Genomic DNA, 19,521 nt, shown 5'->3' with positions numbered 1-19,521 from the left:
CGAGGCATTGGCTTCGAGGAAGTGCTCGGGGTTGACCGTATCCGGGGTGATCAGCGTGATGTCGTACTGGTGCAGCTGGTTGATGCCATCGCGGCCGCGCACCACGGTGGGGACCAGGGTGGGTTCGCCGTTGGCGAGCGGGATGGCGGGGCTGGCAACGCTGAGGGTACGGGACATGGTGTCAGGCCTGATCGGTGTAACTGCTGTCGTGCTGGCCGGCGATCACCTTGGGGGGTGAGGGGCAGGCGCACTGGACGATGTCGTCATGCAGGGCAACTTCTTTGCCATCGCCGATCAGCCGGCGCGCACCGCCGGATTTGGCGATTGTTCCTACCCCCTTGCACGCCAGGCAGGTGGCCATGCCGCCGATGATGGCGGTGCGCCGGCCGAACAGCAGCGTGGTATTGGCGCCGTGCGGCAGCACCACGCCACCGGTGGTGGTGAGGTCGCCGACGCAGGCAATATGCCGCTCACCCATCAGCCACCCCTGCGGGTGTAACGGGCGCAGGCACGCGCCGTGCCAAGCTCGGAAAAAAGGGGGAAGTGCTTCATTAGCAAAGAATTGTTTTTATGTCGACAAAAAACAGCAAGAGTATAGACAGCTTTTGCTGTGTTTGGCTTTTTACTGAGTTGCAGTGTTACATACAACACACTGGCGATGAGCGGTAGCCAGATCCATGCCAAGCGGCACGGGTCTGCAACCGGCAGCCAACTGCACCCTACCAGGAGCCGCTGACAAAACCCAGTGTAGCGGTGCCGGCAAGGCACGCGAAGCGCAGACAGAACCTGGCCGTACGGCCAGTGAGCGATACACCGCCAGCAGGGTTTTGTTAGCGGCTCTAATACCGAGCGGGTCTGATCTGGCGAGGCAGCACGCGGTATGGGAATCACCGCGCGCCCCTACCCTGCCTTTGGCCCGGCAGCCCTTCTGGCAACGTCAATAGTCTGGCCAACGCGGCTCGATACCGTGGCAACCCTACCCTTGCTTGGGAAACCGCCAAAACAAAAACGCCGAACCAGCATAGCTGATTCGGCGTTTCATATTGGTCGGAATGGCGGGATTCGAACTCGCGACCCCTTGCACCCCATGCAAGTGCGCTACCAGGCTGCGCTACATTCCGAGAGAGCGGCGATTATAACCACACATCGCCGCTTGCGCCAATATTGTTGTCACTGCAGCCTGCTGGTCGCCGCAAAAAACCGCATGGCGACCCCTTGCAACCCCATGCAAGGGCGCTGGCGCACCGGCCGGAATCCGGCCGCAGACGCCATAGACACCAGAAACCGCATCGGCAGGCAGCAATGCCCCCCCACAGGCACCGGTATTTCGCCAGCCGCAAAACAAGAAACCCGGCCAGGCCGGGTTCTTGATGAACTGCACCACGATCAAGCAGGAGCGATCAGGCCTGCAGCCAATCCAGCAGTGCGTGCAGTTCTTCACGCACGGTGGCATTGGTCACCACGGCACTGGCTTCGTCCTCGCCCAGATGGGCAAGCTGGTTGCGCGCACCGCTGATGGTAAAGCCCTGTTCATACAGCAGCGAGCGAATACGGCGCACCAGCAGCACCTCGTGGTGCTGGTAGTAGCGCCGGTTGCCACGCCGCTTCACCGGCTTGAGCTGGGTGAACTCCTGCTCCCAGTAGCGCAGCACATGCGGCTTGACGCCGCACAGCTCACTGACTTCACCAATGGTGAAGTAGCGCTTGGCCGGGATGGAAGGCAGATCAGATGTCGGTACGACGTTGCTGCTGGCGCTTTGCATAATGCAGTTCAACCAGTCCCTTCAGTTTCTGGCTTGCGTGGAAAGTCACGACGCGGCGGGCCGAGATTGGAATCTCTTCGCCGGTCTTGGGATTGCGACCCGGGCGCTGCGGTTTGTCGCGCAACTGGAAATTGCCGAAGCCCGACAGCTTCACCACGTCGCCTTCCTGTAGCGAGGTGCGGATTTCTTCGAAAAAGGCCTCGACCATGTCTTTGGCCTCGCGCTTGTTCAGGCCGACCTTGTCAAAAAGAAGATCGGCCAAATCAGCCTTGGTAAGCGTCATTGCATTAAACCCTGTACAACCTGTTATGCGCGGAGCGTAGCACCGCATCCTTCCCCGCGGCGGATCAGCTCCGCCACCACGCTTTCGACTTCTTCGTCCGTCAGCGTTTTCTGAGTATCTTGCATCAACACCTTGAATGCAAGGCTCTTTTTGCCATCTTCAACCCCCTTGCCACGGTAGACATCGAACAATTCGATGCCCGTGATCAGCGGCGATTTCACCTTGGCAAACGCGGCCAGCAGATCGGCCACCGGCAGCGCCTCATCCACCACCAGCGCCAGATCACGGCGCACCGGCTGGAATTTGGACACCGGCTTGCTGGCCTGCTTGCGCACCGCCAGCAGTGCAGCCACATCCAGCTCAAACAGGATGGGCGCGCTGCCCAGCTCGTATTCCTGCACCCAGCGCGGGTGCAGCTCGCCCAGCACGCCGATGGTCTTGCCCTCGACGATGACCTCGGCCGAACGTCCCGGGTGCAGCGCCACATGCTCGGCACGGCGGAACTTGGCCACGCGCGGCGCAAGCAAGGCTTCAATATCAGCCTTCACGTCGAAGAAATCGACTTTTTCCTTACCGGCCCCCCACTGCTCTGCCTCACGCGTGCCCCAGGCCAGACCGGCGATCTTTTCCGGCTGCGCATCGGCAGCAATACCGTTGAACACGCGCGCCACTTCAAACAGGCGCGCGCGCTCGTGGCGGCGGTTCAGGTTGTGCTTGAGGCCATTGATCAGGCCACCCAACAGGGTCGAGCGCATCACGCTCATCTGGCTGGCAATCGGGTTGATCAGCTTGACCGGGCTGCTGTTGCCGGCCAGATCAGCTTCCCACTTTTCCTCGACGAAGGCGTAGTTGATCGCCTCCTGATAATCGCGCGCAGCCAGAATGGCCTTGAGCACATGCTTGCCGCGCAGATTGCCCGGCTGCGGCAGCATGGACAGCTTGGCCACCGAGGCGCTCACCGGCACGTTGTCATAGCCGTATACGCGCGCCACTTCTTCGATCAAGTCTTCTTCGATTTCGATGTCGAAGCGGTACGACGGCGGCGTGACGGTGATCACATCACCAGCCAGCACGGTCTCCAGACCCAGTTTGTTCAGGATGGCGATGATCTCGTCGGCCGGCAATGCCAGCCCCAGCACCTTGGCCACGCGCGATACGCGCAGCGCCACTGGCAGGCGGGCCGGCAGGGTGGCGACGGTTTCAACGACCGGGCCAGGCTGACCGCCGCAAATGTCCAGCACCAGCTGCGTGGCGCGTTCCAGTGCATCGCGGCAGGCGCCGAAATCGATGCCGCGCTCGAAACGGTGCGACGAATCGGACGAGAAGCCCAGGCGGCGCGCCTTGCCCGCGATCACGCCCGGCGCAAAGAAAGCCGACTCCAGGAAGATGTCCTGTGTGCCGGTTTCGACACCGGTATGGCCGCCACCCATGATACCGGCCAGTGCGACCGGTTTCACCTCATCGGCAATGACCAGCATGTCGGCTTCGAGCACCAGCTCCTTGTCGTTCAGCAGGGTGATTTTCTCGCCCGGCTTTGCAAAGCGCGCATTCACGCCACCTTCCAGCTTGGCCAGATCGAAGGCGTGCATGGGCTGGCCCTGTTCGAGCAGCACATAGTTGGTGATGTCGACGATGGCCGAAATCGAGCGGATGCCGCTTCGCAGCAGGCGCTGCTTCATCCAGTCTGGCGTCGGCGCAGCCTGGTTCACGCCTTTGACCACGCGGCCGGCGTAGCGCGGGCAGGCTTCCGGCGAACCCAGGGTGACGCTGCGCACGGCATCGATCTGCGGCGCAACCGGTTTGATCTCGACGGCGCTTTGCGTGCTGCCGGTCAGCGCGGCCACTTCGCGCGCGATACCCTTGATCGACAAGCAATCGGTACGGTTGGGGGTGAGCTTGAGCGTCAGCAGACGATCATCCAGCTGCAGGTAGTCGCGGATCGGCGTGCCGACCGGCGCATCAGCCGGCAGCACCAGCAGGCCATCGACGCCATCCGGAATGCCCAATTCGTCGCCCGAGCACAGCATGCCGAACGATTCGACACCGCGCACCTTGGCTTGCTTGATCTTGAAATCGCCCGGCAGCACGGCGCCGATGCGCGCGCACGGCACGCGCAGGCCCGGCTTCACGTTTGGTGCGCCACACACGATCTGGATCGGTTCGGCCTCACCGACGTTGACGCTGCAGACGTTCAGGCGATCGGCGTCCGGGTGCTTGGCAGTGCTCAACACCTCGGCCACGAATACGCTGGTGAATGCCGGCGCAGCCGGTTCGTTTTCTTCCAATTCCAGCCCGGCCATGGTCAGCAGGTGGGCCAGTTCATCAGACGACAGCGCCGGGTTGACCCAGCTGCGCAGCCATTGTTCAGAGAATTTCATCGCGTGCGCTCCGGCTTATTTGAATTGACCGAGGAAGGACAGGTCGTTGTCGAAGAACAGGCGCAGGTCGTTCACGCCGTAATACAGCATGGCGAAGCGATCCAGACCGATGCCAAAGGCAAAGCCGGTGTACTTCTCGGCGTCGATGCCGACATTCTTCAGCACGTTCGGGTGCACCATGCCGCAGCCGCCGACTTCCAGCCAGCCACGCGCGCCCAGCACGTCGATTTCGGCCGATGGTTCGGTAAACGGGAAGAACGAAGGGCGGAAACGCACTTGCAGATCGTCACGCTCGAAGAAATTACGCAGGAAATCGACGATCACGCTCTTGAGGTCGGCAAACGACACGCCCTCGTCCACCCACAGGCCTTCCATCTGGTGGAACATCGGCGAGTGTGTGGCATCCGAATCCACGCGATAGACGCGGCCCGGTGCGATGATCTTGATCGGCGGCTGGTTGTCCAGCATGTAGCGCACCTGGATCGGGCTGGTGTGCGTGCGCAGCACCAGCGGCTCGTCAGCGCCCTCTACATAGAAAGTGTCTTGCATGGCGCGCGCCGGGTGATCCTTGGGGATGTTGAGCGCGGCAAAGTTGTGGAAATCGTTCTCGATTTCCGGGCCGTCGGCCACGTCGAAACCGATGGAGCGGAACAGGTTCTCGATGCGCTGTTGCACCAGGGTCACCGGGTGCAGGCCACCGGCACTGCGGCCACGGCCCGGCAGGGTGATGTCGAGCGCTTCGGCCGCCAGCTGGCGGGCCAGCTTCTCGGCGGCCAGTGCTTCGCGGCGTGTGTTCAGTGCCGCTTCAAACGCCTGCTTGGCCTGGTTGACGGTGGCGCCAAAGGTCTTTTTCTCTTCCGGCGGCAGCGCGCCCAGCTGCTTGAGCAAGGCGCTGATGGCGCCTTCCTTGCCGACATAGCGGGCTTTGGCGTTTTCGAGCTCGACCGGGTCGTTGGTCGCGGCGAGCGCGGCAAGACCTTCTTCGAGTATGGCTTGTACGTTGGCAACCATGGTGGCCCCATCTGGGTCTGAGATACGTTACGCAAATCGCCTGCGGCAGGCGCACTTGGGTAATGCATCGCGGTACTGGCCGCCGCGGCGGCGCAGCAGAATAAAAAAGGGAGGCGGAAAGCCTCCCTTTTTAAAGCACTTGCCGATCAGGCAGCGAGGCTTACCTTGGCTTGCTCAACAAACTTGGCAAATGCCGGCTTGTCGAACACGGCCAGGTCGGCCAGCACCTTGCGGTCAACTTCAATACCAGCCTTTTTCAGGCCGTTCATGAAGCGGCTGTACGCCAGACCCAGCTCACGGGAAGCCGCGTTGATACGGGCAATCCACAGTGTGCGGAACTGACGCTTCCTTTGACGACGGTCGCGGTAAGCATATTGACCGGCCTTCATCACCGCTTGCTTGGCGATCCGGTATACGTTCTTGCGACGGCCGCGGTAACCCTTGGCCAGTGCGAGTACTTTCTTGTGACGAGCGCGGGCTGTTACACCACGTTTAACGCGAGGCATCTCTTATCTCCTTGAGTTACGCGTAGGGCAACATTGCACGTACGTGGCCCATATTGGTCGGATCGACCATGCTGGTGCCGCGCAGTTGACGCTTGTTCTTGGTGGTTTTCTTGGTCAGGATGTGACGCTTGAACGCGTGAGCGCGCTTGACGCCGCCACCGCCGAGAACCTTGAAGCGCTTTTTGGCGCTGCTCTTGGTTTTCATCTTGGGCATGGAATGCTCCTAATGAAGTTAAATTAGGCAACAGGCGCCCCGCCGCATTCGCATTGGGGACTTAGTGGCCTGGCACCACGATTTTTTGCGACAACCGGCAGAAAAAACCTGCCTTGGCGGGGGCTGTCGCCACCCCGCTATCCGGTACTACCTGCGTAAAGTGCGGCGCGCTTACTTCTTTTTCGGCGCCAGCATCATCACCATCTGGCGGCCTTCCAGGCGCGGGTGTTGTTCCACCACGGCCAGTTCGACCAGATCGGCCTCGACGCGCTTGAGCTGCGCCATGCCGATTTCCTGGTGGGCCATTTCACGGCCGCGGAAACGCAGCGTGATCTTGGCCTTGTCGCCGTCTTCGAGAAAGCGGATCAGGTTGCGCAGTTTGACCTGGTAGTCGTTTTCATCGGTACCAGGACGGAACTTCACTTCCTTGATCTGGATCTGCTTCTGATTCAGCTTTGCCGCATGGTCTTTCTTGGATTTCTCGTACTTGTACTTGCCGTAGTCCATGACACGACAAACCGGCGGCGTTGCCGTCGGGGCGATCTCAACCAGATCAACCTCGGCTTCTTCAGCCAGCGCCATGGCTTGCGCCAGGCTCACGATACCCAGTTGTTCGCCATCCAGACCTTGCAGGCGCACCTCGCGCGCGGTGATCTCACCATTGATGCGCGGTTCTTTATCCGAAGCAGCTATCTCTTTTCTCCAAGTCGTAAAACAAAAACCGTGCGGCTGACGTGGGCGTCAATCCTTGGGGGTTTCGGCCTGCAGACGCTCCATGAACGCTGTCAGACTGATTTGCCCGAGGTCTTCGCCACTGCGGCTGCGCACGGCCACCAAGCCTGCTTCTTTTTCCTTGTCGCCCACGATGAGCTGGTAAGGAACGCGTTGCAAGCTATGTTCGCGAATTTTATAGGTAATTTTCTCGTTTCTCAAGTCGGCTTCTGCACGAACACCTGCAGCTTTCAGCTGAGCGGCAATATTTTGCGCATATTCACGCTGCGATTCCGAGATATTCAGCACCACCGCCTGTGTCGGTGCCAGCCACGCCGGGAAGGCGCCGGAGAAGTTTTCGATCAGGATACCGAGGAAACGCTCCATCGAACCGACGATGGCACGATGCAACATCACCGGGCGCTGGCGGGTGTTGTCTTCCGCCACATACTCGGGGCCGAGGCGCTCCGGCAGCACAAAGTCGAGCTGCAGGGTACCGCACTGCCACGAACGACCAATCGCGTCCTTGATGTGGTATTCGATCTTGGGGCCGTAGAACGCACCCTCGCCCGGCAGCTCTACCCATTCCACGCCGCAGGCGCGCAGTGCTTCGCGCAGGCCGTCTTCGGCGCGATCCCACACCGCTTCTTCACCTGCACGCTTTTCCGGGCGCAGCGCGAGCTTGATCTGGATGCCTTCAAAGCCGAAGTCTTCATACACGCTCATCGCCAGCGCATGAAAGGTCTTGGCTTCGTCAATCAGCTGGCTTTCCATGCAGAAGATGTGTGCATCGTCCTGCGTAAAGCCGCGCACGCGCATCAGGCCGTGCAGCGAGCCTGTCGGCTCGTTACGGTGACAGGCACCGAACTCGGCCAGGCGCAACGGCAGATCGCGGTAGGAGCGCAGATCGCTGTTGAAAATCTGCACGTGGCCCGGGCAGTTCATCGGCTTGACGGCATAAGTGCGCTTTTCCGACTCGGTCACAAACATATTGTCGTGATAGTTTTCCCAGTGACCGGATTTCTCCCACAGGCTGCGGTCCATCATTTGCGGTGTACGCACTTCCTGATAGCCGGCCTTGTTCAGACGGCGACGCATGTATTGCTCGACCGACTGCCACAGCGACCAACCCTTGGGGTGCCAGAACACCATGCCCGGTGCTTCTTCCTGCATGTGGAAGAGGTCGAGCGCACGGCCGATCTTGCGGTGATCGCGCTTTTCCGACTCTTCCAGGCGGTGCAGATAAGCCTCAAGGTCTTCCTTCTTCGCCCAAGCGGTGCCGTAGATGCGGGTCAGCATCTCGTTCTTAGAGTCACCGCGCCAGTAGGCGCCGGCTACCTTCATCAGCTTGAAGACCTTGAGCTTGCCGGTGGACGGCACGTGCGGGCCACGACACAGGTCGGTGAAATCGCCCTCGCGGTACAGGCTCAGCACCTGATCCTGCGGGATCGATTCGATGATCTCGGCCTTGTAGGCCTCGCCGATGCTCTTGAAATAGGCGATGGCCTCGTCACGCGACAGTTCGTAGCGCTCGACCGGAACGTCCTTCTTCGACAGCTCGAGCATCTTCTTCTCGATGGCTTCGAGGTCATCCGGGGTAAACGGGCGCGAATAGCTGAAGTCGTAATAGAAGCCGTCTTCGATGACCGGGCCGATGGTGACCTGGGCATCCGGGAACAGGCTCTTGACCGCGTAGGCGAGCAAGTGGGCGGTGGAGTGACGGATCACTTCCAGGCCATCGGCATCGCGCTCGGTCACGATGGCCAGCTGCACATCGCGGTCGATCAGATAGCTGGTATCAACCAGCTGGCCATCCACCTTGCCGGCCAGTGCGGCACGGGCCAGACCGGCACCGATGCTGGCAGCGACGCCGGCTACGGTAACGGGCGCGTCAAATTGACGTTGGGAACCATCGGGGAGCGTAATCGTCGGCATGTCAGCCACCTGTTCTCGTGAGTTTTGTTTTGCTGCGTCCCGCACGGACGAAAAAAAAGTGCGGGCTAAGCCGCACTTTTTTCAATCAAGCTCTGGTTTGACCAGCGCACGGCTACCCTGCATCAAATTGGGGTAGTGGTACGGGTTCGAAACATGAGCTTGATTCCTTTAATTCGTTGGTAGGCACGATTGGACTCGAACCAACGACCCCCACCATGTCAAGGTGGTGCTCTAACCAGCTGAGCTACGTGCCTAACGAAGAAGTCGAACTATATCGGGATTCAACATACCCCGCAAGCCTTTTGCCGCAGAAATTTCGCCTATCTGCGTCAAATGCCGGGTTTACGCCAGAAATAGCGCCATACGAAGCCCGGCCAGGCCAGCACGACGAACAAGGCCAGCGTGGTGGCATAAAACTGCCAGTTTTGCGGGTGCACATCACTCACCCGCCCTTCCAGCAGGCGAGCCACACCCAGCAGCAGGAGGTAATAGACCAGCCATTCCAGCAACTGCCAGCCAAAGTGCTTGCGCGCGAGGGACAACAGGCCAAACAGCCTGCCGGTCACAAAAGGCACATTGGCAGCCACGGCTGCCAATGTGCAGATCAGGATGGTTTCAAACATCCGCGCGGCTGCTTAGAACAACACCAGCGACGACAGCTTGACCGCTTCACCCAGCTTGGCCAACAGATAGCCCGGCACCAGGCCCAGCGCCAGCAGCAGCAGGCAGTTCAGCGACAGGATGATACGCACATCCCAGCAAGCCGAAATCGGCGCGGTATCGGTCGGCTCATCAAAGAACATGACCTTGACCACACGCAGGTAGTAGAACGCACCTACCAGCGACATCAGCACGGCCACCACGGCAACCCACACTAGACCACTATGATCGATGTCAATGCCGGCGCCATCAACACCCGGCACCAGCACGGCATGGTTCAGCAGCGCCTGCAGCACCGACAGCTTGGCAAAGAAGCCGACGAACACCGGGATACCGGCCATCGAGAACAGCACCATCAGCATCATGAAGGCAAACCACGGGCTGCGCTTGGCAAGGCCCTTGAACGCGTCGATGGTATCGGCCTCGAAACCTTCACGCGACAGCAGTTGCACCATGCCGAAACCGGCGGCTGCGGTCAGCACATAGGTAAAGGCATAGAAGAACGATGCCGAGTAGCCGACTTCGTTGGCCACCAGGATGCCCAGCAGCAGAAAGCCCATGTGCGAGATGGTCGAATAGGCAAACATGCGCTTGATGTTGGTTTGCGCAATCGCGGCCAGGTTACCGATCACCAGCGAAGCAACAGCCAGCACCATCAGCATGCTGCTCCAGCTCGGCAGCAGCATCGGCTGCTGACGGATCTGGCTCAGGTCGATACCGGCCAGGCCCAGTGCTTCGGCCAGCAGGCGCATCACGAATGCGAATGCGGCCAGCTTGGGGGCAGTACCGATCAGTTGGGCGATCGGGGTCGGCGCGCCTTGGTAAACGTCAGGCACCCACATGTGGAAAGGCACGGCGCCCAGCTTGAACGCGATACCAGCCACGATGAACACCAGACCGAACACCAGCAGCGTCGGGTTGGCAGCCTGGGTGGCAATCTTCTGCGCGATGATGACCACGTCCAGCGAACCGGTGGCACCGTATACCATGGACATGCCGTACAGCAGCATGCCCGAGGCCAGCGCGCCCAGCACGAAGTACTTCATCGCCGCCTCGGTGGCGTTGGCCGAATCACGGCGCAGCGCAACCAGTGCATACAGCGACAGCGACAGCAGTTCCAGGCCGACGTACAGCAGCAGGAAGTTGATCGCCGAGGTCATGATCATCATGCCCAGGGTGGCGAACAGGGTCAGCGTGTACAGCTCGCCACGATACATCTGGCGGGCAGCGGCGTAGCTGCGGCCATAGATCAGCGCCAGCGCGACACCGATCAGGATGCCGCCCTTGGCCCAGGCGGCCATCGGGTCGGCCACGAACTGACCGCTGAACGCGGTAACGCGCTGCGGAATGTAGCCGGAGTACAAAATGGCACCGGTAACGGCCAGCGCTGCCAGCGTCAGGCCATGCGTGATGCCACGCTTGGCATCACTTACAAAAACATCAATCAGCAGGATCGCGCACGCGGCGATCAGGAGGAAAATCTCCGGATACGCGATCCCTGCATTCAAACTGGTCCAGGTCATGCTCTAAACCCTTATCTCGCTATCACTGTTATTGGGGGAGCTTGGATTGCGACACGTGCCAGATCAGGTCATTGACCGATACGTGCATCAAGTCGACAAACAGCTTCGGATACAAGCCCATACCCAGCACGGTGACGGCCAGCACGGCCAGTACCAGGAATTCGCGTGCGTTCACATCCTTGAGCTCTTCGACGTGGTGATTGCCCACGTCGCCGAAAATCACGCGCTTGTACATCCACAGCGTGTAGGCCGCACCGAAGATCAGCGTGGTGGCGCCGGCGACGGCGTACCAGAAGTTGACCTGCACCGCGCCCAGGATCACCAGGAATTCACCCGAGAAACCCGAAGTACCCGGCAGACCGGAGTTGGCCATGGCAAACAGCATGAAGAATGCGGCAAAGATCGGCATCTTGTTGGCTACGCCGCCGTAATCGGCGATCTTGCGGCTGTGTACGCGGTCGTACATGACACCGATACAGAAGAACATCGCGGCCGACACGAAGCCGTGCGAGATCATCTGGGCGATTGCACCTTCCACAGCCCAGCTGTTCAGCTCGTTGTGGTTCAGGCCACCCATCATGAAGAAGCCGAGGGTAACAAAGCCCATGTGCGAGATGGACGAATAAGCCACCAGCTTCTTCATGTCGGTTTGCACCAGTGCCACCATGCCGATGTAAACCACGGCAATCAGCGAGAACAGCACGAACACCCAGGCGTATTCACGGCAGGCATCCGGCGCGATCGGCAGTGCGAAACGCAGGAAACCGTAAGCACCCAGCTTCAGCGTGATGGCAGCCAGCACCATCGAACCGCCAGTCGGCGCTTCAACGTGCGCATCCGGCAGCCAGGTATGTACCGGCCACATCGGCACCTTCACCGCGAAGGCAAAGAAGAAGGCCACCAGCAACAGCGACTGCTCTTTCAGTGTCAGGTGCAGGCCGGCGAAGTCGGCCACGGCAAAGCTGCCGTTGGACTGGTAGTGCAGGTAGATGAAGGCAACCAGCGTCAGCAGCGAGCCCAGCAGCGTGTACAGGAAGAACTTGAACGACGCGTAAACGCGGTTCGGACCACCCCAGATACCGATGATCAGGTACATCGGAATCAGCATTGCTTCAAAGAAGCAATAGAACAGGATGGCGTCCTGCGCGGCAAACGCGCCGTTGATCAAGCCCGACATGATCAGGAACGCGGCGTTGTAAACGCTGACGCGTTGCTCGATCACTTGCCAGCCTGCCAGGATCACCATCAGCGTGGTGAAGCTGTTGAGCAGCACGAACCAGACCGAAATGCCGTCGACACCCAGGCTGTAGTTGATGTTGTACGTCTCGATCCACGGCTTGAGTTCTACGAACTGCATGCCGCCGTTGAGGACATCGAATCCGGTGTACAGCGGAATCGTGACCAGAAAGCTCGCCAGCGCGCCCAACAGCGAGCCCCAGCGCGCGATATTCGAGCGCTGGCCCCCACCGATGGCGAGCACCACGAGGCCCGCCAGTATCGGCAGCCAGATCGCGAGGCTCAGAAGATTACCCGTCATAGTCTTACCTGCTTGTTATTTCATGAAACCGTTACGATCGGCCGCTTAGTGCAACGTACCCAGCACGTGCCACACCCACCAGGTCACCAGACCGAGCGCGCCCAGAATCATGGCGAACGCGTAGTGATAGATGTAACCCGTCTGTACGCGGCGCACGACGCTCGAGAAGAAGCCCACAACCTTGGCGGAACCGTTGACCAGCAAACCGTCGATCAGCAGTGCGTCGCCCACCTTCCACAACACGGTACCGATGGCGCGACCCAGCGCGGCAAAGCCGTTGATGTAGAGGTGATCCATGTAGTACTTCTCTTCCAGCAGCTTCTTGACACCGATCCTGGTGAAGAAGCGGTCGCAGGCGGCCGGCAGTTCCGGCTTGACCATGTAAAAGAGGTAGGCAGCAGCCACACCGGCAGCAGCCAGATACAGCGGCAGCGTCTTGAACGCATGCAGCACCATCCCGAACCAGCCGTGGAATTCTTCCTTCATCATTTCCAGCGCCGGGTGGGCTTCATGATTGATGAAGATCACGCCGTCGAAGAAGTTGCCGTAAAGCATGGGCTTGATCGCAATCGCACCGATGATGACCGACGGAATCGCCAGCAGCACCAGCGGCAGGGTCACGACCCAAGGGCTTTCGTGCGGCTTGTCGTTCGGGCCAAGGCCGTGATGATGTTCATCTTCATCATGCGCGTGATCATCGTGCGCATGGTGATGGCCCTTCTGCATCCAGCGTTCCTTGCCGTGGAAGACCAGGAAGTACATACGGAACGAGTAGAACGCCGTCACGAATACACCAGCCACGACAGCGAAGTAGGCAAAACCAGCACCCGGCAGGTGCGATTCGGCCACGGCTTCGATGATCGAATCCTTGGAATAGAAGCCCGCGAAGAACGGTGTACCGATCAGCGCCAGCGAACCAATCAGCGAGGTCAGCCAGGTCCACTTCATGTATTTGCGCAAGCCACCCATGTTGCGGATGTCCTGGTCATGGTGCATGCCCATGATCACCGAACCCGCGCCAAGGAACAGCAGCGCCTTGAAGAAGGCGTGCGTCATCAGGTGGAACACGGCGACAGAGTAAGCCGACGCACCCAGCGCCACGGTCATGTAACCGAGCTGCGACAAGGTCGAATACGCAACCACACGTTTGATGTCGTTCTGGATGATGCCGAGGAAGCCCATGAACAGCGCGGTAATCGCCCCGATCACCAGCACGAAGTTCAGCGCGGTGTCGGACAGTTCATACAGCGGCGACATGCGCGACACCATGAAGATACCGGCCGTCACCATGGTGGCGGCGTGGATCAGCGCGGAAATCGGTGTCGGGCCTTCCATCGAATCCGGCAGCCACACGTGCAGCGGGAATTGCGCCGACTTGCCCATGGCACCCACGAACAGCAGGATGCAGGTCACGGTCAACAGCGACCAGCTATGGCCCGGCAGCAAGGTGATGGTGACGTCTTTCAGCTCGCCGGCCTTGGCGAACACCGCGGCGTAGTCCAGCGTGCCAAAGTGCGCCAGCACCAGGCCGATACCCAGCAGGAAACCGAAGTCACCCACGCGGTTGACCAGGAAGGCCTTCAGGTTGGCGAAGGTGGCGGTCGGACGCTTGAACCAGAAGCCGATCAGCAGATAGGACACCAGACCCACCGCTTCCCAGCCGAAGAACAGCTGCACGAAGTTGTTGGCCATCACCAGCATCAGCATGGAAAAGGTGAACAGCGAGATGTAGCTGAAGAAACGCTGGTAGCCCGGATCTTCTTCCATGTAACCGATGGTGTAGATGTGCACCATCAGCGACACGAAGGTCACCACGCACATCATCATGGCGGTCAGTTTATCGACCAGGAAGCCGACGTTGAGATCAACACCGTTGACGGTCAGCCAGGTGTAGACGGTGCCGTTGTAGCTGGCGCCGCCGTCGATCAGGTACTTGAGCACGTAGGCAGACAGCGCGAACGCGACGGCCACACCACCAATGGTGACGGTGTGTGCCGCACGCCGGCCGATGGCCCAGCCGAACAGACCTGCCACCAGCGCGCCCAACAACGGCGCCAGCGGGATCAGCAGGTAGATTGTTTTCATATCCATGGGTTAAGCCCTGTTGTTATCTTGGCCGGTAAACCGGTTAGCCCTTGAGATGATCGAGGTCTTCGACATTGATCGAACGCAGGCTGCGGAACAATGCAACCAGGATCGCCAGACCGATCGCCGACTCGGCCGCAGCCACAGTCAGGATGAAGAACACGAAGATCTGTCCGGAGGCGTCACCCAGGTACTGCGAAAACGCGATGAAGTTGATATTGACCGCCAGCAGCATCAGCTCGATTGCCATCAGCAATACGATCAGATTCTTGCGGTTCATGAAGATGCCGAATACCGAGATCGCGAACAGGATCGCGCCCAGCACCAGGTAGTGTTCAAGTGTCAGCATGTCTGTTCCCTGCCCTTATGCTTGTTGCTCGCCATCGGCCGGCTTGGGCGGCTCGATGACGGCGCGGGCTTCAGCGTTCACAGACACGATGGTCAGGCGCTCATCGCGCTTGACCTTGATCTGGTCGGCCGGGTTGATGTACTTGGTGTTCTTGCGCTTGCGCAGGGTCAGTGCAATGGCGGCAACCATGCCCACCAGCAGCAGCACGGCGGCCAGCTGGAACGGCAGGAAGTACTGGGTGTAGATCAACTGACCCAGCACCTTGGCGTTGTTGTAGCCGGCAGCCGGCTCGGCCACTGCAGCACCACGCAGCTGCGCCGACGGGTGTGTCAGCACCATGACCATTTCATACGCCATCAGCACCGCCACGGTGCCAGCCACTGGCAGATAGCGCCAGAAGCCCTTGCGCAGCTCTTCGAAGTTGATGTCGAGCATCATCACCACGAACAGGAACAGCACCATGACCGCGCCGACGTAAATCACGATCAGCGACACAGCCAGGAACTCGGCCTTGGTCAGCATCCACAGCACGGCACCGGTGAAGAACGACAGCACCAGATACAGCGCAGCGTGCACCGGGTTCTTGGCGGTAATCACGCGGAAGGCGGCGAATACCAGAATCAGGGCAAACGAATAGAAAATTACCAGTTCAGTCATCGTCGTCCCCTTAGCGGTACTTCGCGTCCGCGGCCTTGCGGGCAGCGATTTCGCTTTCGTACTTGTCGCCAACTGCCAGCAGCATCGGCTTGGTGTAATACAGGTCGCCGCGCTTCTCGCCGTGGTACTCGAGGATGTGCGTTTCGACGATGGCGTCAACCGGACAGGCTTCTTCGCAGAAACCGCAGAAGATGCACTTGGTCAGGTCGATGTCATAACGCGAGGTACGGCGGGTGCCGTCGTCACGCGTTTCCGATTCGATGGTGATCGCCATGGCCGGGCAGACGGCTTCACACAGCTTGCAGGCAATGCAGCGCTCTTCGCCGTTGGCGTAGCGACGCTGTGCGTGCAGGCCACGGAAACGCGGACTGTACGGGGTTTTTTCTTCCGGGAACTGCACGGTGATCTTGCGCTGGAAGAAGTGCCGACCTGTCAGCATCAAGCCCTTGACGAGCTCGACCAACAGGAAGGTCTTGAAGAAGTGATTGATTTTTTCCATGTCTCTATCCTCGCCTTACTTCCACAGCGTCAGCGGGGTTTGCATCCACGCGCCCACCAGCACGATCCACACCAGCGTGACCGGGATGAAAATCTTCCAGCCCAGACGCATCAACTGGTCATAACGGTAACGCGGGAATGTTGCGCGGAACCACAGGAAGCAGAACAGCAGGAACGCAACCTTGAGCACCCACCACAGGAAGCTCGGCGCACCCAGAATGCCCCAGTTGGCCGGGAACGGGCTCAGCCAGCCACCCAGGAACATGATCGAGGCCATGGCCGAGATCAGGATCATGTTGGCGTATTCGGCCAGGAAGAACAGCGCGAAGCTCATGCCCGAGTATTCGATCATGTGGCCGGCGACGATTTCCGATTCGCCTTCGGTCACGTCAAACGGCGCGCGGTTGGTTTCAGCCAGGCCCGAGATGAAGTAGACAACGAACAGCGGCAGCAGCGGCAGCCAGTTCCAGCTGAATACCGAACCACCGGCAATGCCGTGGCCCTGCGCATTCACGATTTCGGTCAGGTTCAGCGAGCCGGACACCATGATCACGCCGACCAGCGCAAAACCCATCGCCAGTTCATACGAGATCACCTGCGCCGCAGCACGCATGGCGCCGAGGAAAGCGTACTTGGAGTTGGATGCCCAGCCGGCCAGAATCACGCCGTAAACGCCCATCGAGGTAATGGCCATCACGTACAGCAGGCCCACGTTCACATCGGCCAGCACGAAGCCGGGATAGAACGGCACCACTGCCCAGGCGGCCAGTGCCGGCACCAGCACCATGACCGGGGCCAGGAAGAACAGGCCACCGCTGGCAGCGGACGGGGTGATGATTTCCTTCAGCAGCAGCTTCACGCCGTCGGCGATCGGTTGCAGCAGGCCGAAAGGACCGACACGGTTCGGGCCGATACGGATCTGCATGTAGCCAATGACCTTGCGCTCGGCAAAAGTCATGTAGGCCACGGCGCCGAAGATAGGCGCAACAATGCAGACGATCTTCAGCAGCGTCCACACGATGTAGGCTGCGGTCGGCGCCAGTGCGGCCGACAGGCCGACTTGCTGGAACAAATGAGTCAGGAATTCCATGCTCGTCTCCCCTTAAGCCTTGGCAACCGACAGTGCGCCGGTCGACAGGTTGCGGGTTGCCGGCGCGCCATTGGCGATACGCACCACCTGATCGAGCAGACCCTTGTCTTCCACTGCGACCAGCACGGCTTCGCCACCCTGGCTCACGCGCACCTGGTCACCGGCAGCAACGCCCAGCGATGCCAGGGTAGTGGCGTTGGCACGCAGCTGGCCGGCCACTTGTGCATCGGCAGTAGCCTGCAGGCTGACGGCGCGACGGACGATGCCGTCAACGAAGTAAGCCGGCACTTCGGCAAGGCGCACCAGACCCGAAGCGGCCTGCGGCTTGACGTGCACGGCAGCAGCCGGTGCGTTGTCGAGCTTGGCGTCGACGCCGGCGGCAAGGATTTCGTCGCGGACTTCTTCCGAGCTGTTGTAGTGGAAGTTTTCCAGACCCAGCACGTTGCCGAGCACGCGGAACACCTTCCACGCCGGACGGGTTTCACCCAGCGGGCGCACCACGCCGTTGAAGCTTTGCGGCTTGCCTTCCATGTTGACGAAGGTGCCCGAGGTTTCCGAGAACGGCGACACCGGCAGGATCACGTCAGCGTAGTCGAACGCGCACGACTGGAACGGCGACATCACGACAACCATGTCGGCCTTTTCCAGCGCGGCAACGGCTTGTGCACCGTTGGCGGTATCGAAATCGGCTTCGGCATGCAGCAGCACGTAGGCTTTCTTCGGCTGGGCAAATACGTTGCCCGCGCCCTGAAAGCCGACCAGCTGCGCACCAACCGTGTTGGCCGCGTCGGACAGCACACCCAGCTTGGCACCGGTCAGCTCGGCCAGTGCGGTGGCAGCGGCGTACAGCTCGCTGGCACGCGCGTTCTGCAGCGTGATGTTGCCCAGCACGATGGAGACGGTTTCCTTGTCCTGCAGCGAAGCAGCAACCTGCTTGGCAGCTTCGGTCACTTCGATGCCGTTCAGGTCGATATGGGCCGGATGCGCGGCACCCTTGGCTTCAACCACGGCCTTCAGCACTGCCAGCACGCCTTCGACCAGTTGGTCCGGGCGGGTAACGACCTGGCCAGCCAGCTTGGTGAGCAGATCGTCACCATGCGGGTTGATCACCGACAGCGCAGTACCCTTCTTCACCGACTGGCGCAGACGTTGTGCGATCAGCGGCTGTTCCTTGCGCAGTGTCGAGCCGATCACCAGCACGGCATTGCTGGCAGCCAGCTCGGCGATGGTCTGACCCAGCCACTGCACACCCTTGGTGGCAACCGGATCGGTGACGCGCAGGCGCGATTCGACGTTGCTCACGCCGACGCCGGCCAGCAGCTTCTTGAACAGGAACAGCTCTTCCAGTGTCGACGACGCCCCGGCGACGCCAGCCACGCTGTTGGCACCATGATCGGCGACGACCGACTTCAGGCCGTTGGCGATGTATTCGAGTGCGGTTTGCCAGTCGGCTTGCTGCCATTGGCCGCCCTGCTTGATCAGCGGGGTGGTCAGGCGCTCGTCCGAATTCAGCGCTTCGTAGCTGAAGCGGTCGCGGTCGGACAGCCAGCATTCGTTGATGGCATCATTTTCCAGCGGCAGTACGCGCTTGACCTTGTGGTCCTTCACTTGCACCACCAGGTTGGCACCCAGGCCATCGTGCGCAGCCACGCTCTTGCGGCGCGACAGTTCCCAGGTACGGGCGCTGTAGCGGAACGGCTTGGAAGTCAGCGCACCGACCGGGCACAGGTCGATGATGTTGCCGGAGATTTCCGAATTCACCGTCTTGCCGATATACGGCATGACTTCGGTGAATTCACCACGGCCACCCATGCCCAGCTCCTGGAAGCCGGCAATTTCTTCTGTGAAACGCACGCAGCGGCTGCAGTGAATGCAGCGCGTCATGTCGGTGGAGACCAGCGGGCCGAGGTCCTTGTTCACCACCACGCGCTTTTCTTCCTGATAGCGCGAGCCGGATTGGCCGTAACCGACGGCCAGATCCTGCAGGTTGCACTCACCGCCCTGATCGCAGATCGGGCAGTCCAGCGGGTGGTTGATGAGCAGGAATTCCATCACACCCTTCTGGGCCTTCACGGCCATGTCGGAGTGGGTATGGACTTTCATCCCGTCAGTCACGGGCGTGGCACAGGCGGGCAGCGGCTTGGGCGCTTTTTCGACCTGGACCAGGCACATGCGGCAGTTGGCAGCAATCGACAGTTTCTTGTGGTAGCAGAAATGCGGGATGTACACGCCGACGGAGTTCGCCGCGTCCATCACCGTGCTGCCGCCCGGGACTGTCAATGTCTTACCGTCGATTTCAATTTCCAGCATGATCGACTCGA

18 protein-coding genes and 2 tRNA genes are annotated in these 19,521 nt (G+C 60.3%); all 20 read right to left on the bottom strand.

Annotation, left to right across the window (positions count from 1 at the left end; genetic code table 11):
• Positions 1–181: 181 nt before the first annotated feature.
• A complete protein-coding gene (locus tag B9A19_RS01825) occupies positions 182–478 on the bottom strand; it encodes a PAAR domain-containing protein (RefSeq protein ID WP_084088815.1) in 297 nt (98 codons plus the stop codon).
• 566 nt (positions 479–1,044) lie between these two features.
• A tRNA-Pro gene (locus B9A19_RS01820) sits at positions 1,045–1,121 on the bottom strand.
• Positions 1,122–1,400: 279 nt separating this feature from the next.
• A complete protein-coding gene (locus B9A19_RS01815) occupies positions 1,401–1,763 on the bottom strand; it encodes a MerR family transcriptional regulator (protein WP_084088814.1) in 363 nt (120 codons plus the stop codon).
• Positions 1,726–2,046 carry an integration host factor subunit alpha gene (locus B9A19_RS01810; RefSeq protein ID WP_084088813.1) on the bottom strand — a complete coding sequence of 107 codons (321 nt, stop codon included), beginning with the start codon at positions 2,044–2,046 and terminating at the stop codon, positions 1,726–1,728. Before B9A19_RS01810 ends, B9A19_RS01815 begins: the two co-directional genes overlap by 38 nt.
• Positions 2,047–2,069: 23 nt before the next feature.
• Positions 2,070–4,424 (bottom strand): phenylalanine--tRNA ligase subunit beta, encoded by a 2,355-nt coding sequence (gene pheT / locus B9A19_RS01805; RefSeq protein WP_084088812.1) that lies wholly within the window; start codon positions 4,422–4,424, stop codon positions 2,070–2,072.
• 15 nt (positions 4,425–4,439) lie between these two features.
• Positions 4,440–5,435, bottom strand: coding sequence for a phenylalanine--tRNA ligase subunit alpha (gene pheS, locus B9A19_RS01800; RefSeq protein ID WP_084088811.1), 996 nt, complete (start codon positions 5,433–5,435; stop codon positions 4,440–4,442).
• Between the two features lie 146 nt (positions 5,436–5,581).
• The gene (gene rplT, locus B9A19_RS01795) at positions 5,582–5,941 is read right to left on the bottom strand and encodes a 50S ribosomal protein L20 (RefSeq protein WP_084088810.1); all 360 of its coding nucleotides are present in this window, start codon (positions 5,939–5,941) and stop codon (positions 5,582–5,584) included.
• Between the two features lie 16 nt (positions 5,942–5,957).
• Positions 5,958–6,155: a 50S ribosomal protein L35 gene (rpmI, locus tag B9A19_RS01790; RefSeq protein ID WP_084088809.1), complete on the bottom strand. Its 198-nt coding sequence runs from the start codon at positions 6,153–6,155 to the stop codon at positions 5,958–5,960.
• Positions 6,156–6,326: 171 nt separating this feature from the next.
• On the bottom strand, positions 6,327–6,848 hold the full coding sequence (gene infC / locus B9A19_RS01785) for a translation initiation factor IF-3 (RefSeq protein WP_084088808.1): 522 nt from the start codon (positions 6,846–6,848) through the stop codon (positions 6,327–6,329).
• Positions 6,849–6,896: 48 nt separating this feature from the next.
• Positions 6,897–8,801: a threonine--tRNA ligase gene (gene thrS, locus B9A19_RS01780; RefSeq protein WP_084088807.1), complete on the bottom strand. Its 1,905-nt coding sequence runs from the start codon at positions 8,799–8,801 to the stop codon at positions 6,897–6,899.
• Positions 8,802–8,978: 177 nt separating this feature from the next.
• Positions 8,979–9,055, bottom strand: a tRNA-Val gene (locus tag B9A19_RS01775).
• Positions 9,056–9,130: 75 nt separating this feature from the next.
• Positions 9,131–9,424, bottom strand: coding sequence for a DUF2818 family protein (locus tag B9A19_RS01770; RefSeq protein WP_084088806.1), 294 nt, complete (start codon positions 9,422–9,424; stop codon positions 9,131–9,133).
• 12 nt (positions 9,425–9,436) lie between these two features.
• Positions 9,437–10,984 carry an NADH-quinone oxidoreductase subunit NuoN gene (nuoN, locus tag B9A19_RS01765; protein WP_084088805.1) on the bottom strand — a complete coding sequence of 516 codons (1,548 nt, stop codon included), beginning with the start codon at positions 10,982–10,984 and terminating at the stop codon, positions 9,437–9,439.
• A gap of 28 nt (positions 10,985–11,012) precedes the next feature.
• Positions 11,013–12,521 carry an NADH-quinone oxidoreductase subunit M gene (locus B9A19_RS01760; RefSeq protein ID WP_084088804.1) on the bottom strand — a complete coding sequence of 503 codons (1,509 nt, stop codon included), beginning with the start codon at positions 12,519–12,521 and terminating at the stop codon, positions 11,013–11,015.
• A 45-nt stretch (positions 12,522–12,566) separates the two neighbouring features.
• Positions 12,567–14,612: an NADH-quinone oxidoreductase subunit L gene (gene nuoL, locus B9A19_RS01755; protein ID WP_084088803.1), complete on the bottom strand. Its 2,046-nt coding sequence runs from the start codon at positions 14,610–14,612 to the stop codon at positions 12,567–12,569.
• A gap of 37 nt (positions 14,613–14,649) precedes the next feature.
• Positions 14,650–14,955 carry an NADH-quinone oxidoreductase subunit NuoK gene (nuoK, locus tag B9A19_RS01750; protein WP_084088802.1) on the bottom strand — a complete coding sequence of 102 codons (306 nt, stop codon included), beginning with the start codon at positions 14,953–14,955 and terminating at the stop codon, positions 14,650–14,652.
• 15 nt (positions 14,956–14,970) lie between these two features.
• Positions 14,971–15,612 carry an NADH-quinone oxidoreductase subunit J gene (locus B9A19_RS01745; protein WP_084088801.1) on the bottom strand — a complete coding sequence of 214 codons (642 nt, stop codon included), beginning with the start codon at positions 15,610–15,612 and terminating at the stop codon, positions 14,971–14,973.
• A gap of 10 nt (positions 15,613–15,622) precedes the next feature.
• A complete protein-coding gene (gene nuoI, locus B9A19_RS01740; RefSeq protein WP_084088800.1) occupies positions 15,623–16,111 on the bottom strand; it encodes an NADH-quinone oxidoreductase subunit NuoI in 489 nt (162 codons plus the stop codon).
• A 15-nt stretch (positions 16,112–16,126) separates the two neighbouring features.
• Entirely contained in the window at positions 16,127–17,200 is a 1,074-nt protein-coding gene (gene nuoH, locus B9A19_RS01735; protein ID WP_245804238.1) for an NADH-quinone oxidoreductase subunit NuoH, read from the bottom strand.
• Between the two features lie 12 nt (positions 17,201–17,212).
• Positions 17,213–19,510, bottom strand: a complete 2,298-nt coding sequence (gene nuoG / locus B9A19_RS01730; RefSeq protein WP_084088799.1) for an NADH-quinone oxidoreductase subunit NuoG — start codon at positions 19,508–19,510, stop codon at positions 17,213–17,215.
• Positions 19,511–19,521 lie beyond the last annotated feature (11 nt).

The sequence above is a fragment of the Andreprevotia lacus DSM 23236 genome (assembly GCF_900176275.1).
GTDB lineage: Bacteria > Pseudomonadota > Gammaproteobacteria > Burkholderiales > Chitinibacteraceae > Andreprevotia > Andreprevotia lacus.
The sequence above is the reverse complement of the archived record's forward strand: the minus strand, read 5'-3'. Positions and strand labels throughout refer to the sequence as shown.

Bases quoted from the DNA above. Each gene is read 5' to 3' on its own strand.
- B9A19_RS01825 (WP_084088815.1), bottom strand. From the start codon at position 478: ATGGGTGAGCGGCATATTGCCTGCGTCGGCGACCTCACCACCACCGGT.
- B9A19_RS01815 (WP_084088814.1), bottom strand. From the start codon at position 1,763: ATGCAAAGCGCCAGCAGCAACGTCGTACCGACATCTGATCTGCCTTCC.
- B9A19_RS01810 (WP_084088813.1), bottom strand. From the start codon at position 2,046: ATGACGCTTACCAAGGCTGATTTGGCCGATCTTCTTTTTGACAAGGTC.
- pheT (WP_084088812.1), bottom strand. From the start codon at position 4,424: ATGAAATTCTCTGAACAATGGCTGCGCAGCTGGGTCAACCCGGCGCTG.
- pheS (WP_084088811.1), bottom strand. From the start codon at position 5,435: ATGGTTGCCAACGTACAAGCCATACTCGAAGAAGGTCTTGCCGCGCTC.
- rplT (WP_084088810.1), bottom strand. From the start codon at position 5,941: ATGCCTCGCGTTAAACGTGGTGTAACAGCCCGCGCTCGTCACAAGAAA.
- rpmI (WP_084088809.1), bottom strand. From the start codon at position 6,155: ATGCCCAAGATGAAAACCAAGAGCAGCGCCAAAAAGCGCTTCAAGGTT.
- thrS (WP_084088807.1), bottom strand. From the start codon at position 8,801: ATGCCGACGATTACGCTCCCCGATGGTTCCCAACGTCAATTTGACGCG.
- B9A19_RS01770 (WP_084088806.1), bottom strand. From the start codon at position 9,424: ATGTTTGAAACCATCCTGATCTGCACATTGGCAGCCGTGGCTGCCAAT.
- nuoN (WP_084088805.1), bottom strand. From the start codon at position 10,984: ATGACCTGGACCAGTTTGAATGCAGGGATCGCGTATCCGGAGATTTTC.
- B9A19_RS01760 (WP_084088804.1), bottom strand. From the start codon at position 12,521: ATGACGGGTAATCTTCTGAGCCTCGCGATCTGGCTGCCGATACTGGCG.
- nuoL (WP_084088803.1), bottom strand. From the start codon at position 14,612: ATGGATATGAAAACAATCTACCTGCTGATCCCGCTGGCGCCGTTGTTG.
- nuoK (WP_084088802.1), bottom strand. From the start codon at position 14,955: ATGCTGACACTTGAACACTACCTGGTGCTGGGCGCGATCCTGTTCGCG.
- B9A19_RS01745 (WP_084088801.1), bottom strand. From the start codon at position 15,612: ATGACTGAACTGGTAATTTTCTATTCGTTTGCCCTGATTCTGGTATTC.
- nuoI (WP_084088800.1), bottom strand. From the start codon at position 16,111: ATGGAAAAAATCAATCACTTCTTCAAGACCTTCCTGTTGGTCGAGCTC.
- nuoH (WP_245804238.1), bottom strand. From the start codon at position 17,200: ATGGAATTCCTGACTCATTTGTTCCAGCAAGTCGGCCTGTCGGCCGCA.
- nuoG (WP_084088799.1), bottom strand. From the start codon at position 19,510: ATGCTGGAAATTGAAATCGACGGTAAGACATTGACAGTCCCGGGCGGC.